This is a genomic window from Sphingobium sp. R-21 (assembly GCF_049913335.1).
GTDB lineage: Bacteria > Pseudomonadota > Alphaproteobacteria > Sphingomonadales > Sphingomonadaceae > Sphingobium.
Window position 1 is genome coordinate 2,301,202 of the sequence record NZ_CP184374.1, and the last position, 15,842, is coordinate 2,317,043.

The 15,842-nt window shown below is 62.8% G+C and carries 10 protein-coding genes; 1 reads left to right on the forward strand and 9 read right to left on the reverse strand.

The window, feature by feature from the left end:
- Positions 1 to 68: 68 nt before the first annotated feature.
- From ACN9MX_RS11070 to ACN9MX_RS11095, 6 genes are all read right to left on the reverse strand, one after another.
- Positions 69 to 2,657 carry a TonB-dependent receptor gene (locus tag ACN9MX_RS11070; protein WP_426386999.1) on the reverse strand — a complete coding sequence of 863 codons (2,589 nt, stop codon included), beginning with the start codon at positions 2,655 to 2,657 and terminating at the stop codon, positions 69 to 71.
- A gap of 193 nt (positions 2,658 to 2,850) precedes the next feature.
- Entirely contained in the window at positions 2,851 to 4,737 is a 1,887-nt protein-coding gene (locus ACN9MX_RS11075) for an AMP-binding protein (RefSeq protein ID WP_426387507.1), read from the reverse strand.
- A gap of 41 nt (positions 4,738 to 4,778) precedes the next feature.
- Positions 4,779 to 5,210: a DUF779 domain-containing protein gene (locus ACN9MX_RS11080; RefSeq protein WP_426387000.1), complete on the reverse strand. Its 432-nt coding sequence runs from the start codon at positions 5,208 to 5,210 to the stop codon at positions 4,779 to 4,781.
- Between the two features lie 55 nt (positions 5,211 to 5,265).
- Complete coding sequence (gene adh / locus ACN9MX_RS11085) at positions 5,266 to 6,786, reverse strand: aldehyde dehydrogenase (protein WP_426387508.1); 1,521 nt, start codon at positions 6,784 to 6,786, stop codon at positions 5,266 to 5,268.
- Positions 6,787 to 6,863: 77 nt separating this feature from the next.
- Positions 6,864 to 8,246: an aminotransferase class III-fold pyridoxal phosphate-dependent enzyme gene (locus ACN9MX_RS11090; protein WP_363827737.1), complete on the reverse strand. Its 1,383-nt coding sequence runs from the start codon at positions 8,244 to 8,246 to the stop codon at positions 6,864 to 6,866.
- Between the two features lie 67 nt (positions 8,247 to 8,313).
- Entirely contained in the window at positions 8,314 to 10,401 is a 2,088-nt protein-coding gene (locus ACN9MX_RS11095; RefSeq protein ID WP_363737466.1) for an amidohydrolase, read from the reverse strand.
- Between the two features lie 220 nt (positions 10,402 to 10,621).
- Between ACN9MX_RS11095 and ACN9MX_RS11100 the strand changes: the two genes are divergently transcribed.
- Positions 10,622 to 11,593 carry a helix-turn-helix transcriptional regulator gene (locus tag ACN9MX_RS11100; protein ID WP_363737465.1) on the forward strand — a complete coding sequence of 324 codons (972 nt, stop codon included), beginning with the start codon at positions 10,622 to 10,624 and terminating at the stop codon, positions 11,591 to 11,593.
- Here the strand turns inward: ACN9MX_RS11100 and ACN9MX_RS11105 are convergent.
- From ACN9MX_RS11105 to ACN9MX_RS11115, 3 genes are all read right to left on the reverse strand, one after another.
- Positions 11,533 to 12,306, reverse strand: a complete 774-nt coding sequence (locus tag ACN9MX_RS11105; RefSeq protein ID WP_426387001.1) for a hypothetical protein — start codon at positions 12,304 to 12,306, stop codon at positions 11,533 to 11,535. The genes ACN9MX_RS11100 and ACN9MX_RS11105 overlap by 61 nt on opposite strands.
- A 66-nt stretch (positions 12,307 to 12,372) precedes the next feature.
- Positions 12,373 to 13,395 (reverse strand): GTP 3',8-cyclase MoaA, encoded by a 1,023-nt coding sequence (gene moaA / locus ACN9MX_RS11110; RefSeq protein ID WP_426387002.1) that lies wholly within the window; start codon positions 13,393 to 13,395, stop codon positions 12,373 to 12,375.
- A 77-nt stretch (positions 13,396 to 13,472) separates the two neighbouring features.
- Complete coding sequence (locus ACN9MX_RS11115; protein ID WP_426387003.1) at positions 13,473 to 15,743, reverse strand: molybdopterin-containing oxidoreductase family protein; 2,271 nt, start codon at positions 15,741 to 15,743, stop codon at positions 13,473 to 13,475.
- Between the last annotated feature and the right edge of the window lie 99 nt (positions 15,744 to 15,842).

Here is a 15,842-nt window from a genome sequence, read left to right on the forward strand (position 1 = left end):
CCCGGCCGCGACGGCGGGAAGATAGGTGCCTAGGCCGTCGCGCCCCTGTTCTGAGACCGGCATGCGCCTCATTCCTTTATCGACAGGGTCAGGCCCACGGTGCGCGGCCTGAGCGTCGTTGAAACCCAGGCAGGATCGTTCTGGATCGGCCGCGATGCCGGGCCGAGCAGCAGAAGCGGATGTGCATCGGTGATGTTCGTCATGAAGACCGACAGATCATACCGGCCAAAGGTAGCCCCCAGGCGCGCATTCAGAGTCGAATAGGCCGACACCTGGCGCAGCAGCGGATTATAGCCGAACGCCCCTGGCTGGGTCTGCCCGGCGCGCCGTTCACGCGACGTGTAGGTAAAATCGACGCGCGTGTAGAAATTCACGTTGCCGACGGGGGGCATGTTGTACACCCCCGACAAGGATGTGTTCCAGGGCGCGCTTGCTCCGGGAACCCCCGATCCGCGCGGAAATATGACATTGGCGCCGCGTGCCACCGGATCGTCAAACGTCGCCTTGGTATAACCGGCCGCGCCTGTGAGGATCAGCCCCCGGACGGGTGAGACTTCCAGCGACAGGTCGAAGCCCTTGGCGGTCGCGTTGCCGGCATTGTCCACGAAGCTGTAGCCGCAGGTCGGCAGCGCGATATCCGTCTGGATGTTCTTCCACTTGATGATGTAGCCGCTCGCCGCGATCGCGACACGACCGTTCAGGAAACGGTTCTTGCTGCCGACCTCGTAGCTCCACACCGAGTCCGAATTATAGGTGGTGGGCGTCGAGGTATAGCCGAGCTGATTGAGGTCGGCATCGCACACATTGGGCGGTATGATCGGCCCCGATCCGCCGGGGCGGAAGCCCTTGGCTGCCGTGCCGTAGAAAAGATTGCGCGAATCCGGTTCATAGGTCAGCCCGAACTTGGGCGTGACGGAGGTTTCGAGCTTCTTCGATCGCGCGCTGGAGTAAACCGGCGTCAGCGGCCCCTGACCCACTGTACAGGTTCCACCGGGGCCCACATAGACCTCGCATGGCGTTCCATAAGGCGCGTTGATGTTGCTTTCCGGCCCCAGCAGGTCGACATTCTGTTCAAACTTGTTGCGTGCGACCCGGACGCCTGCCGTCAGCTTCAGCTTGCTCGACAGTCGGAGATCGGCCTGGGCGAAACCGGCAATCTGGGTTTCGACAAGCCGCCTGTTCTCGTCATAGCTGACGGATCCGGGAAGGAGGGGCGCACCGAAAGTATTGAGAAACGCGGTCGATCCCGGCCCGAACGGCTCGCCGTCGGTGAATCCGTATGGGACGCCGCCAAAGGAGATTACCGGAAGATTGGCGGTGAAATTTTCGGAAATGGGTTGCCGGGCCGTTTGGATGTTACGCGAGTAGAAGGCACCAACCACCCATTGCAGGGGCGATTCCGATTCCGCCGATTGCAACCGGATTTCCTGCACGAAATTCTTCTGCTTGTTGGTGAAATCGGAATTGGCCCGCGCTCCCGGCGGCGGGACAAGCTGTTGCGTCAGATAGCGATAATAATATCTCGTATAATCGGCCCGCTGGCCTTGCAGCCGGTCGTAATAGGAGGTGTTGGAGGTGATGGAGGCAAAGCCGATGTCCCAGTTGATTCGCAACGCCGGCAGGTAGAAACGATCGCCTCCCGCCTCCCGATCGGTGCCGGACAGGGCCGTCAGCGTCGGATCGTTCGCCGGATCACCCGCCTGGTAGAGGTAACGGGCATATTGCGCCTTGCCGGGGTTGGAAGCGGCCAGCCAGAATTGGCCGATGCCGTCATGGTTGCGCAGTTTCTGATAGGTCAGCGAAGGCGTCACCGTGATGGCGTCGCTGAGCGCGAAGACCAGCGCGCCGCGCAACAGAAGCGCCGTGTCGGAATTGGCGTTCTTGTGGATCGTCGACGTCTTGGTGAAGTTTAACGAGTCGCCATAGGATGCGGCCGTGGGATCCACGACCGTGTAGGTTCCGTTCACATCGTCGACCCAGCCGCCATTGCGGCGATAATAGGCGCTGACGCGGAAACCTATCTTGTCCTCGACAATCGGGCCGCCGACGGCCGCGGCCGCTTCGTAGGTCGGCGCCCCGTTCCGCGTGGTCGCGATTTCGGCGCGGCCGCGATAGGAAAAGTCCTTCATGCTGGGCTCGGTCTGGATGAAGCGGACCGTGCCGCCTTCCGAACCCGCGCCGAACAACGTTCCCTGCGGGCCGCGAAGAACCTCCACCCGCTCGATGTCGAACAGGCTGGGGAAGCTCGAACTGGGCGCATAGCCCAGATTGCGCGCCTGTATAGGCGTATCGTCGATATAGATGCCTGTGGTGGAAGCACCGGCGCTGGAGGCGATTCCGCGTATGGAAACCTGATTGCCGCCGATCGGGGATTTCTGCAGCGACAGGCCCGGCGTCAGCCGCACCACGTCCGAAAACTCCCTCGCGCCCCTGGCCTGCAGCTCCTGCTGCGAAAATGCGCTGACGCTGATCGGAACCTTCGACAGCGTCTCGGATCGGCGGGTAGCCGTCACCACGATTTCGGCCTGTCCCATATCCCGCGCGTCATTCGCGGACGGTTTCTCCGGCTCCTGTGCATGGGCCGCCGTGGCCGCCGCTACCGCCGTCAACGCCACGCCAATCGACATGGCGCCATATTTGCTTCGAAAACACCCCATTTTATGTGCTCCCCGTTAGCCCTGTGCTTGCGTTCATGACGCAGGTGCCCGGTATCCAATCCCTAACGCATATTCATATGTGTCGCCTGTCAGTGCTACGCCCTGAGTGCCACCGCATCAGGCTTGCAGCGCCAGCAGGCGGAAGCCATGGACGCGATGCGCCGGCCTACTCCTTCGGCAGGATATGATGGCTTCAACCATCGGCCCGCCCGGTAGGTTGAAGAAGCTGCGCGATCATATAGGGCGTCGCTTCATTTTCAATGGTCGGCGGCACGGTCCAATCCTGACCATTGGCGATTTTGCGAAGGAGGTTTCGCAGGATCTTCCCGGATCGCGTTTTCGGCAGCTCCGGAACGACATGCACTTCGCGCAAGGTGGCGATCGCCCCAAGCTCGCGCCGCACGGCCGATATGACCTCCGCGGGCAACTGGTCCGCGTCGAACGCTTTCCGCGCGACGACAAAGCCCAGCGGCACCATTCCCTTGATCGGATCATCCGCGCCGATGACCGCGCATTCGACCACACCGTCGACCGCCGCCACGATCTGTTCCATCTGCCCGGTTGAAAGGCGGTGGCCGGCGACGTTGATGATGTCGTCGGTACGGCCCATGACGAAGACAAAGCCGTCCTCGTCCATATGGCCGTAATCTCCGGTCTCATAATAGCCGGGGAAACGCTGGAAACTCTTCGCAAAGCCCACGGGATTGTTCCACAGGCCGCGAAACGCGCCGGGCGGGAGCGGCTGGCGAACGACGATCGCGCCGCTGCTGCCGGCCGGGCATTCGACCCCGTCCTCGTCCACCACCTGGATGGCATAGCCTGGGACGGGCGGCCCGGCGCTGCCGAGTCGACGCCGGTCATCACCCAGGGACAGGCATGGCGCGATCGCCGGCCATCCCAGCTCGGTCTGCCACCAGTGATCGACGACCGGCAGGCCGCTATGCCGCTCCAGCCAGGTCACCGTGTCGGGATCCGCCCGCTCGCCGGCCAGGAAGATGGCGGTCAGTTCACCCGTGCCGATCTCGCCGAGCAGCCGCGCCTGCGGATCTTCCTTGCGGATCGCGCGGATCGCCGTCGGCGCCGTGAAGAAGGTCTTCACCCCGTTCGCCACGATCGTTCGCCAGAAGACCCCGGCGTCGGGCGTTCCCACCGGCTTGCCTACGTAAAGGATCGTGGTCGCCCCGACGAGGAGCGGCGCATAGACGATGTAGCTGTGGCCCACCACCCAGCCGACGTCCGAAGCGGCCCAGAACACGTCGCCCGGGCCGATCCCATAGATGTTCGCCATCGACCAGGCGAGCGCGACCGCATGACCGCCATTGTCGCGCACCACGCCCTTGGGCGTTCCGGTCGTGCCTGAGGTGTAGAGGATATAGAGCGGGTCGCCTGAGTCGAGCATGGCGCAGGGCGGCAATGGGTCGCCTGCGCTTGCTTCTCGCAGCGCCGCCCAGTCGCGGTCGCGTTCCGGTTTCAGTTCTGCGGCAAGTCGGTCGCGCTGGAGCAGCAGGACTCGATCGACCTGGTGCGTGGCGGCAGCCACGGCTTCGTCGACGATCGGCTTATAGGCAATGACGCGACTGCCCTCGATCCCGCAGCTCGCGGTTATCAACAGCGTCGGGCACGCGTCGTCGATGCGTTTGGCCAGTTCGTGCGCCGCGAAGCCGCCGAACACGACCGAATGGATCGCCCCGATTCGCGCACAGGCCAGCATCGCGAAAATCGCCTCCGGCACCATCGGCATGTAGATGACCACGCGATCGCCGCGCGTGACGCCGAGGCGCAACAGCATCGCGGCCACGCGCTGGACTTCGTGAAGCGCCTCCTCGAAGGTCCAGTGCATCGAAGTCCCGGTGACTGCGCTTTCATAGACGAGGGCCGTCTGGCTACCCCGCCCCTGCAGCACATGGCGATCGAGGCAGTTATGGCATGTATTCAGGACGCCGCCCGGAAACCAGCCCTCCTCAGGATCGAAGGCGCGGCGCGGCGGTACGGCCCAGTCGACGGCTTCGGCGGCGTCCGTCCAGAACGCCTCGGCATCTTCAAGGCTCCTGCGCCAGGCGGCGGTGTAGCGCGGCTCCATAGCGCCGATCTCATGATTATCGTCATGGGGCATGTCTGTGCTCATCGGGTTTCGTCCCGGCTGTCGGCCTCCGCCGCGACCAGTTGTGCGGCCAGAGCCGCCATTTCCGCCGGCGTAAAAACCCGTCCCCGCGTGAGGAACCGTTTTTCGCGGCCATTATCCAGACTGAACATCCCTCCGCGCCCCGGCACCACGTCAAGGATAAGCTGGGTATGCGCCCAGGCGGCTGCCTGCGCCTCCCCGATATAGACCGGGACATCATCCACCATGCCGAGCAGGATGTCACTCCCGCCGATACGAAACCCGTCCGCCGGATAACACATCGGCGAGGAGCCGTCGCAACATCCCCCCGACTGGTGGAACAGGAGCGCGCCATATTCCGCCTTCAATTCGGCGATGAAGGCAAGCGCGGCCGGCGACGCGACGACGCGCGGGACTGCCCCCGACGCATCGGTATCCGCGCCGCCGCTCATCGCAGAGCCCCCTGACCGCCGCGGCGCCGGCCTATGGAGCATCCCCCGCGCCGCATCAGAAGAAGCCGAGCTTCTTCGGACTGTAGCTCACCAGCATGTTCTTCGTCTGCTGATAGTGATCGAGCATCATCTTGTGGTTTTCGCGGCCGATGCCGGACTGCTTGTAGCCGCCGAACGCTGCATGCGCCGGATAGGCATGGTAGCAGTTCGTCCACACCCGCCCCGCCGTGATATTGCGTCCGAAGCGATAGCATCTGTTCACGTCCCGGCTCCAGATGCCGGCGCCAAGGCCATATAGCGTATCGTTCGCGATCTGGAGCGCTTCTTCATCGTCCTTGAACGTCGCCACCGACAGGACCGGCCCGAAGATCTCCTCCTGGAAGATCCGCATCTTGTTGTGTCCGCGAAACACCGTCGGCTCGACATAATAGCCGCCCGCGAGCGCCCCGCCATGCGCAGCCGCCTTGCCGCCCGCAAGCAGTTCGGCGCCCTCCTGCCGGCCGATATCGATATAGGAGAGGATCTTCTCGCACTGCTCGGAAGAGGCCTGCGCGCCGATCATGGTTGCCGGGTCGAGGGGATTGCCCTGCCGGATCGCAGCGACGCGTGCCAGCGCCCGCTCCATGAAACGGTCGTAGATGGACTCGGCGACCAGGGCGCGGCTGGGGCAGGTGCAGACCTCGCCCTGGTTCAACGCGAACATGACGAAACCCTCGATCGCCTTGTCGAGGAAATCATCATCCTCGCGTGCGACATCGTCGAAGAAGATGTTGGGCGACTTGCCACCGAGTTCCAGCGTGACCGGAATCAGGTTCTCGCTGGCATATTGCATGATGAGACGGCCGGTCGTCGTCTCGCCGGTAAAGGCGATCTTTGCGATCCGGCTGGAGGAGGCAAGCGGCTTGCCCGCCTCCAGGCCGAAGCCGTTGACGATATTGAGCACGCCGGGCGGCAGCAGATCGCCGACGATGTCGATCCACACCATGATGGAGGCCGGCGTCTGTTCGGCAGGCTTCAGCACCACGCAATTGCCCGCCGCCAGCGCCGGCGCCATTTTCCAGGCCGCCATCAGCAGCGGGAAGTTCCACGGAATGATCTGCCCGACCACGCCCAGCGGCTCATGGAAATGATAGGCGACAGTATCGTGATCGATCTCTCCGATCGATCCTTCCTGCGCGCGGATCACGCTGGCGAAATAGCGGAAGTGATCGATCGCCAGCGGCACGTCCGCGGCAGTGGATTCGCGGATCGGCTTGCCATTGTCCCAGGTTTCGGCCAGCGCGAGCTTGTCCAGATTGGCTTCCATCCGGTCCGCGATGCGATTGAGGATCAGGGCGCGCTCGGCCACCGGCGTCCGTCCCCATGCGTCCTTGGCGCGATGCGCCGCGTCCAGCGCGGCTTCAACATCCTCTGCCTGCGAGCGCGCGATCTGCCCGACAACGCCGCCGGTGATCGGCGAAACATTGTCGAAATAGCGGCCCGATTTCGGCGCAAGCCACTGGCCATCGATGAAATTGTCATAGCGCGCCGCAAAGGGAGCCTTCATGACCAAATCGGGGCGATCGTCGACAGGCATCTCCATCTCTCTTTCTTTATCGGATTTGAACTACTCGACCGGGGTGCTTCCTCAGCAAGAACCCGATCGATCTTCCTTCAGCCGCGCACGAGTTCCTCGGTAAATTCGGCCACCAGCGCGACATAACCGTCAATCTCCTCAGCCGTGTGGGCGAACGAAGCCTGCGGCCCCGCACTGACGATGCAATCCCAATAGCCCCTGTTGGCCATGAACACCCGCCGGGCGTCGAGCATGTCGAGATCCATCGAGGCGCGTGCCTCCTGATAATTGCGCGGCAACTCGGTCGTCAGGCACATGCCCGACCGCGGCCCGAGGCGAAACGCCCGGCACGGCAGGTCAAGGTCACGGCAGATGGCGTCGATCCCATCCGCCATGCGCGCGCCCAAGGTAGAGATGCGGTCGTAGGCGGCTTCCGTGAGCACATGCTCCAGCATCGCCCGGGCAACCGCCATCGACAGGGCATTGCCATAGAGCGTGCCGCCCAGGCCGATCCCGGACCGGCGGTGGAGGATGTCGAGGTGCCGCTCCACATGATCCGATACTTCGCGGGTCATGCCGTAGGCCGCGAAGGCAACCCCGGAGCCGAACCCCTTCCCCAGCGTCATGAAATCGCTCTTCAACTGCCACTTTCGGGTCAGGCCGCCATAAGCGAAGGAATAGGTGTGGGCCTCGTCAATGCACAGCATCGTGCCTGTCTCGCGCGTAATCTCGCGCAATCCTTCAAGAAAGCCCGGTTCCGGCATCACCAGCGAGCAATTGGTCATCGTCGGCTCTGTCAGCACCAGTGCGACGTCGCCCTGTTTCAGCACGCGCGAAACCGCTTCCAGATCGTTGAACGGCAGGATGATCGTGTCCTCCGCGCGCTTTCCCGACATTCCCTGATATTCGGGGACATTGTGCCCGTCTTGGGAAACGACCAGCGTCTCTTCGAGATGGCCATGATATTTGCCTTCGAACACGACCAGCTTGCGACGGCCCGTCATGTGACGCGCGATCCGCATGATGTCGGTGTTCGATCCGGAAGCCGAGACGGTGAACTGCCATGCCGGCATGCCGGTCTGCGCCGCCAGCAGTTCCGCAGAGACGATGGCATCCTCCGTCGGCAGCAGGAAGTGGGCGCCCCTGCGATATTGCCGGGCCAGTGCTTCCTCGACCTCCGGCACGCCGAAGCCGATCGTCATCGAGAGGTCCGAAACGTTCATGTCGACATAGGAATTGCCGTCCGGATCGAAGAAGCTTGCCCCCTCGCCGCGATCGGCAAAAAGCTGGGGATGGGAATAATAGCCCGCCATCCATGAGTTGGGGACGGCTGCCGGCATCACCGCCAGAGCGCGTTCGCGAAGCGCGTTGGACGCGCCGGTGCGTTGCCTGAAACGGTCAACTTCACGCTGATCGATACGGGCCACACGATCTCGATCCGCCACGAAGCGATCGGCATTACCAGTCTTGAACGACATCATTGAGACAAGCTCCTGCGCGCCGGCGAACCCACCGGCATAAATTTCGTTTTCTGCTTATGGTCCGTTTCTATTCGGACGACGGCGAATAGACCTTCTTGCCCATGAACCATGTCGCCAGCACCTTGGTATCGCCGATCTTTTCGGGATGGCCCGAATGGGCAAGTTCCAGAATGTTCTGATCCACGATGATGAAGTCAGCCGACTTCCCGACTTCCAGCGATCCGATCTCCGCACCGCGATTCAAGGCCCGGGCGCCATTGATCGTGTAGGCGTCGATCACATCTTCGACACTGAGACGCTGCCAGGGGCTGATCGGCTGCCCGCCGCGGCGCGACCGGGTCACCCCCATCTCCATGTTCACGAACGGCTGCGGATCCTGCGTCAGGACTGGCGCATCCGATCCCGCGACAATAACCGCGCCTGCATCCTTGGACGTCTTGGTGGGATAATTGCACTGTTCGAAAAAGCCGTTCGGCTTATGAAGCGCCTCATAGCTGTTGCCGTGCACCTTTTCGAAGAAGGGAACGGTGCTGAGGTCGTATCCGGTGGGTTCGGCATACATCCAGCTGAAGGTATAGACGAGATTCAATCGATCTTCGCCAATGCGCTTGATATCGGCCGGGGTGGCGCACTGGAGGTGAGCCAGCGTGTCCGGACGAGTATAGACGCCATCGGCCTTGCGCGCCGCCTCTATGGCCTCCAGCGCCATATGCACTGCGGCGTCACTGATCGTATGGATGTGTATCGTGTAGCCCTTCAGGTGCGCCTTCATCACATAATCGGCAAAGATCCACGGCGCGTGCTGCGGAATGCCGTAGGAAATCGCACATTGTCCGGGATGGAAGCCGTAGCGCTTGGTAAAATCGGCAATGGCGGTCGGCGAGGACAGGTCAGCCGGAACAGCCCGCGCATAGACGCATTCAGGCGATGAAATGTCGACATAGTCCTTGACGGACAGATTGCCCTGGGCATCCTTTTCGAAAATCGGCTGCAAATAGGGCACGGGGCGGAAGGCCGCGCCGAAGGTGGGCGGAACGTTGTTGGGATTGGCCTCCATGTCGCCGTCCGCAAAGATTTTCACGGAATCCGCCGAAGCGAGCGGATTGCCGGCATATTTCCGCTTGATGGCATCCGCCTGGGTAAAGAGGGCATCCCAGTTCACGCGGCCGTCGGCGTCCCGGAAGTCTTCGGGCGCCCAATATTGTGCCATATTGACGCGGAAGCTTTGCTGCCCGTTCTTCTGCAGCTTGTCATAGACGTCGAAGATGCTGCCCGGTCCGAATATGCCGGTCGACGCCGACGCGGCGGCGTCCCATACCGCCGTAATGCCCCGGCTGTTGAGCGCCTGGGCGAGTCGCTGGGGTTCGGCGAGCAGCTTCGCAAACTCCTCGCGCGATGTCTCCGACGAATCGATGGGGGTCTTGCCCTCGTCCTGGATGTCACCGCTGGGTTCGCCGTGAATGTCGACGCCGACCACGGGCTTGTAATGAGCGAAATCCGTCTGCAGCGTCTTCTTGGAATAGCCGACGGTCTCCCCCTTCGCATTCTTGGCCAGGGCCAGTGCGCGGCTGTTATAGGCGCCATGATGGCCGTCCCAACCGGTCATGACGACCGGATTATCGGGTGCGGCATCGTCCAGCGCAGCCCGGAGCGTGGCGAATTTGGCATCGGTCTGATTGCCGGCCGCATATTCCCATTGCGAAACGGCAAGCCATTTCCCCGGCTCGAGCTTCGCGTCCACGAGGCATTGGCGAACCAGCGTCGCGATTTCCGCAAGCGTATGCGCCTTGGCCTCGAGGTTGCAGCCGCCAAAGTCCACAATGCCCCGAGGATGGATATGCGCATCAACAAGGCCCGGCAGGACAAGCTTACCACCTGCATCCTCGACGACTGTCTTGCTGCCGATAAAGGCGCCTATGGCGGCGTTGCTGCCGACAAATACCAGCTTGCCGTCCTTTACGGCCAGGGCTTCCACGATGCGGTGCGCCCCGTCCACCGTGTAGACGCGGGCATTTTTCAGCACCAGATCGGCCGCGACAGGCCCGCGCGCGATCGCCGGCGCCAGCGGCATCAGGCAGATCGCCAATGATGACGCCAGGGCCGCCCCCCTGAGCCTGGCAGACCAGCGACGTCTGGCCTTAGATCCGATGCGCATCGTCATTTCTCCCGAAAACGGACGGGCCCGACCCCTGAGGCATATATTTCATCGGTCCCTTGCAAGACCATATCTAGCTTCATGCGGCGCTGAAGATCACAGCGTTCCGAGACAGCGCTTTCGACTTTCCGTGCCAATGTCGCCGCCACTCCGTCACGGGATTGAAACATGGTGTAGACTATGGCACGCTCCTGCACTTCATATATGTGGGGGGCACAGCATGCTCGACTTCACCACAAAAAAACTGCCGGAAAGTGGGCGCGCCGCCCGCTATTCCGAAGTGCTCAGTTCTTATTACAGTTCCATTGAATCGGAACGCGAGGTCATTGCCGAGATACAGGAACGGGATACTCTCGACGCATTCTCCATGGCGTTCGATCTGGGCAGGCTGAGCTGCTCCGTCCATAAATGCAATTCGCCGCTTCATCGCTACTCCATGCGCAAGAGCCCGATGCAGTTGGGTCATTCCCTTCAATATATTGTGGAGGGCAATCTCACGATCGTGAGCGACGATCATTGCCATGAAGTCGGCCCCGGCGATCTGGTCTTCCTGCGCTCCCGCAAGCTGCTGGAATATCACACATCATCGTGCGGCAGCAAAACCATAGGCGTGCAACTTCCCTGGGCTCTGGTCCAAAGCCTGGCCTATGGGCGGAACATCTCCCTGGATCGCGTCTTCACGAGCAAGGTCGGAATCGGGGCCTGTGTCGCCTCCTTCATCGACGCGATCTTCAACTCTCGCGCGGATCTTTCCGCAGCCGACTGCGCCGCTCTCCAGGTCGGCCTGGCCGAGGCGATCGTCCAGCTTGGAACCCTGGCGACCGGATCCCTTGCCGATGCGGCGCGAATGGGCCTGCTGAACGACCTCAAGTCGATCGCAACCGCCGCGCTCGACGATCCGGAGCTCAGCCCCGCAACGGTCGCGGCAAGGGCTGGCGTCTCCGTCCGCACGCTGCATCGCGTTTTTCAGGCTTCGGGGGAAACATTCTGGAGCTGGATCCGCGACCGGAGACTCGATCGCTGCTATGCCGAACTCACGGCGCCGACCCATTCGAAACGAACCATTACCGAGGTTGCATTCCGCTGGGGCTTCAACGAACTGAGCACCTTCGACCGCAATTTCCGCAAGCGCTATGGCGCGTCACCACGCAACGTGCGGTCCTTGGCCCAGGCGGATCCGCAATCGGCCTGAGCGGCCAGCTCATCGCGACCCGTTGCCCGCCTGACCACCAGGCCGCCGGCTTCCGCCACCATTGCCGTGACTCCGAAACTGACGCTCTCGGGAATCGCGCCGGGCCGGTCAGCCGCGGTGCCGGGCGAAGCGAGTTCGTCGCCGGTACCGACGATCGCCACGCGTGGCCGAACCGCCACCGTCACGCTGGCGACATCTGATGCGGCCGCCGCAATCATGGCCTGAGGGGAGAGACGGGTGCCGCGATCGAGCAGCAGCGTGCCGGCGACAAAGTCGCTGGCTATGGCACGAACATTCCATGCCGGGCCGTAGCCAGCCGTGAACCTGACGTTGCCGCCCTCGCGGATCGCGTGCTCCTGCACGATGCAGCGGTCCGTCCCGGCGGGCATCGGCGCGCCGGTGAAGATGCGCACTGCCTCACCGGCGCTCACAATGCCGGGAAAGCCGAGCCCGGCACGAGATTCTCCCGTCACCCACAGCAATTGATCCGGGGCGGTGGTCGCGTCGCACACCGCATAGCCGTCCATCGCCGCGGTCAGCTGGCTGGGTGAATCCTGCCGTGCGTATAGCGGCTCCGCCAGCACACGGCCGGGCGCATTGGCCAACGCCACGGTTTCGGTGCCCAGCAGGGCTTCGACGCCCGGCAGGCGCGCCACTGCCTCGTCGAAGCCAATCGGTGCTGCGCCCATCAGCCCGACCTTGTCCCGAGCCATCCGCCATCGCTGGCCCGGACGGTCATGGCGAAGCCTGGTGCGTGCAGTTCCGCCATGGCTGACAGGTCAGCCGCCGATCGAGGCGAGATGCGGCGTGGCGCCGCTATTGCCGTCGTGCAGGCGGTGCGACGGTGCCTTGCGCGCAGTGAGTGCGACGATCCGCTCGACCAGTTCGTCTATCTGTGCATCGTCCTGGAGGAGCGGGCGCAGGTCGAGTCCGCCATCGCCGAACAGGCACAAATGTAGCTTGCCCTCGGCCGACAGGCGGAGTCGATTGCAGGTAGCGCAGAAATCCTGCGCATAGGGGGCGATGATGCCGATCCGCCCCCTGGCGTCGGAATGGGCGAATTCCACGGCCGGGCCTGCTCCCGGCGCGCGCGCCACGCGTGTCCATCCTGCCCGCGACAGGGCGTCTATCACGGTTTGACCGGGTAGATGATGGGCCTGGAAGAAAGGCGCATTGTCATTCGTGCGCATCACTTCGATGAAACGCAGCGACAGGTCATGGTCACGCACGAAGGCGATGATCGCCTCCAACTCGTCATCGTTGACGCCCCGCATCAGCACCGCGTTCAGCTTGATCGGATCGAACCCCGCGGCTCGGGCCGCTTCCACGCCGCGCAGCACCTCGTCGAGCCGGTCATGGCCGGTGATCGCCGCGAAGCGAGCAGGATCGAGCGAATCGATGCTGACGTTGATTGCGCTTACGCCAGCTGCTCGCCATTCCGCAGCATGATCGGCCAGGCGATAGCCGTTGGTGGTCATCGCCACGCGGCGAATGCCCGGCACCGCCGCTACGCGCCGGGCAATTTCGGTGAATTCGGCGCGCAATGTGGGTTCCCCACCCGTCAGCCGAACCTTCCACAGACCGAGCCGGGCGAAGGCCGTCACCGCCCGCACGATCTCGTCAGGCGACAGATCGGGCGTCCGTCCCGCCGCCTTGCGATAGCCATTGGGCAAGCAATAGGTGCAGCGGAAATTGCAGACATCCGTCAGCGATAGCCGCAGATATTCGAAGCTACGGCCACTGGGATCTGTCAGGCGACCGGATGCCGCCTGCGCCGAACTATCGGAGGGCGCAATTTTCACGGCATGGCGTTCCTGGTCAACGGACAGATCCCCAACTGCATTTTTGCGTCTGATCATTACCAATTCTCAGACGTTGCTCACTCGACTTCTGCGGTTTGGTGCCCGACAATCCTGCTGCTCAGGCGCCGGACATTCACGGGGATGGCGGTCATCCGTGGGATGGCGTTGACGCGCTGATAGAATTCATCGGCGACGATGAGGGCGCCGATGGAGACCCCGCCATCCTCGTCCATCTCACCGGTGGCCGGACCAAAGCCGTGCGGGATCGAGATCACGCCCGGACGCATCGTCTCGTCCGCCTCGGCGATCGCGGTGATCTTGCCGACATCGGATTCCAGTTCGATGTGATCGCCATTCTCCAGGCCCAGCTCAGCCATGTCGGCCGGATGGATATAGGCTGGATTGAACTTCGCCCTCGCCCGGACGCTCGGCATGCCGATCGTGCCGACGCTGTTGAACATGTGGCGCATCCGGCGGGAGCTGACGAGGTGGGTGAACTTCCTGCCCTTGCTGACAATATTGTCGGGCGTGATGGCATAGGCCAGCGCCTCTTCGAGCTCGCCCCTCACGTCGGCGGGCATCACGTCGAATTTGGCCGTGCCTTCCGGGCGAGGCGCCGCCACCCGTTCGGAGGCGAACGGGAAGGAATTGCCGCTCGGATATTGCTTCATCTCGTCGAGCTTCACCCGGCCGTCGGCGGCGCGAATGGCAAGCAGGTCGTCGGTGGTCACCGTGTCGAGGTCGATCTTGGTCGTGTGATTGTATTCGATCTCCAGCCCGAGCCGCTTGGCGATGCCGGTATAGACCTGCCAGTCCTCGACCAGCTCGGACCCCGCGGGCGGCGGCACGGCGGCCGGCGTATACTGGATCCAGTTGATGTTGGTGAAGACGATGGTGGGAATGGTCAGCGGCAGGTCCGCGCGCTCGTAGGGCATTTTCGGCGGCAATATGTAATCGCAATATTGCGAGGTCTGGTGCATGAACGGGTCGATCATCACCGAGAGTTCCAGCGATTTCATCGCCTCAACGACTTTCTTCTGGCCCGGAATGGCAACGACGGGGTTGCCACCCTGGATCAGCAGGCCGCGGATCTGCCCCTTGCCTGGAGTAAGGATCTCGTCGGGAAGCGTTCCGCTCATTTCCTCGCGGTTGAGCAGCGTTCCCACGCCGCGGATGCGGCTCGGCGGGACATGCTCCCAGGTGCGCGAGGGCGGGATCACCTCGGGATAGATCGGCGCCTCGGGGCTGAGCATCTCGACGAGCGTGGTGTCCCCTTCGCGCAGGAAGCGTCCGCACACGACGTTCATGGCGTCTGCCAGATGCTGGGCCACGTTCGAGTTCGGCCCGAAATTGTTGCCCGTGCCCGTGGAAACCGGCCCGCGCTTCGAATCGCGCGCGAACATCTCGGTGGCGGCGCGCAGCTGGCCCTCGGGCAACCCTGCGCGGTGCGTCACCATCTCCTCGTTGAACGGCTCGACCGCCTCGCGCAGCGCGGCCATGCCCTCGGGGCCGACATAGCGCTCGCAGAACTCCTTGTCCTCCCAGCCTTCGGCGAGGATCATGCGGATCATGCCTGCGGCGATCGTCGCGTCGTGCCCCGGGATCGGCTGGAGGTGGATGTCGGCATAGCGCGCGGTTTCGGTCAGCCGGGGATCGATGACGATGAGCTTCATGCCCCGCGCCCGCGCCGCCTTCATCGTGCGGACCGGGTCTGACATCAGGAAGTTGAGCGATGCGTGCGAGATCAGCGGGTTGCTGCCGAAGACCATCATCACATCGGCGGTATCGAAGCGCTGCGGGCCGGCTGCCCAGAAACCCATGCGCTCATAGGTAATCATCTTGGCGGACTGGTCGAGCGTATTGGTGGTGAAAAAGTGCCGCGATCCCAGCGCCTGCATGAACGGCAAGTGGATCGAGAAGGCGGCGGAGTTGAAGTTCGCCCCGTTGCCGATGAACAGGCCCAGCGCCTCGGGACCGTCACGGTCGATGATCACCTTCATCTTCTCGGCAATCTCATCGAGCGCCTGCTCGATCGAGATGCGCGCGAAGGTGCCGTCCGGCTGGCGCTTCAGGGGATGCAGCAGGCGTTCGGGGCTATATTGCGCTTCGTGACTGTGAATTCCCTTGAAGCAGGCATAGCCGCGGCTCATCGCGTTATCTTCGTCGCCGCGAATGCTGACGATCCGGTCCTGATCGTCAATAGTCAGTTTTGTGCCGCAGCCAGCAGTGCAAGTTCTGCAAAAGGATGTCACCGTACGCAAGCTCAGTCTCCTCGACCATGGTCGTCGAAGTGCGGCACCCCATTCACATTGATGCCGTCGCCCCGAAGTTTTAAGTAGTTCGTGCACAGGATGTCGATCTGATGAACGATCAGACCCTGTGATCGATGAATTCCTGAACAGGAATGACCAAAGCTCGACGAGTATTCCTCATCAAGCTTTGGTGTA

Bases quoted from the DNA above. Each gene is read 5' to 3' on its own strand.
- ACN9MX_RS11070 (WP_426386999.1), bottom strand. From the start codon at position 2,657: ATGGGGTGTTTTCGAAGCAAATATGGCGCCATGTCGATTGGCGTGGCG.
- ACN9MX_RS11075 (WP_426387507.1), bottom strand. From the start codon at position 4,737: ATGGAGCCGCGCTACACCGCCGCCTGGCGCAGGAGCCTTGAAGATGCC.
- ACN9MX_RS11080 (WP_426387000.1), bottom strand. From the start codon at position 5,210: ATGAGCGGCGGCGCGGATACCGATGCGTCGGGGGCAGTCCCGCGCGTC.
- adh (WP_426387508.1), bottom strand. From the start codon at position 6,786: ATGCCTGTCGACGATCGCCCCGATTTGGTCATGAAGGCTCCCTTTGCG.
- ACN9MX_RS11090 (WP_363827737.1), bottom strand. From the start codon at position 8,246: ATGATGTCGTTCAAGACTGGTAATGCCGATCGCTTCGTGGCGGATCGA.
- ACN9MX_RS11095 (WP_363737466.1), bottom strand. From the start codon at position 10,401: ATGCGCATCGGATCTAAGGCCAGACGTCGCTGGTCTGCCAGGCTCAGG.
- ACN9MX_RS11100 (WP_363737465.1), top strand. From the start codon at position 10,622: ATGCTCGACTTCACCACAAAAAAACTGCCGGAAAGTGGGCGCGCCGCC.
- ACN9MX_RS11105 (WP_426387001.1), bottom strand. From the start codon at position 12,306: ATGGCTCGGGACAAGGTCGGGCTGATGGGCGCAGCACCGATTGGCTTC.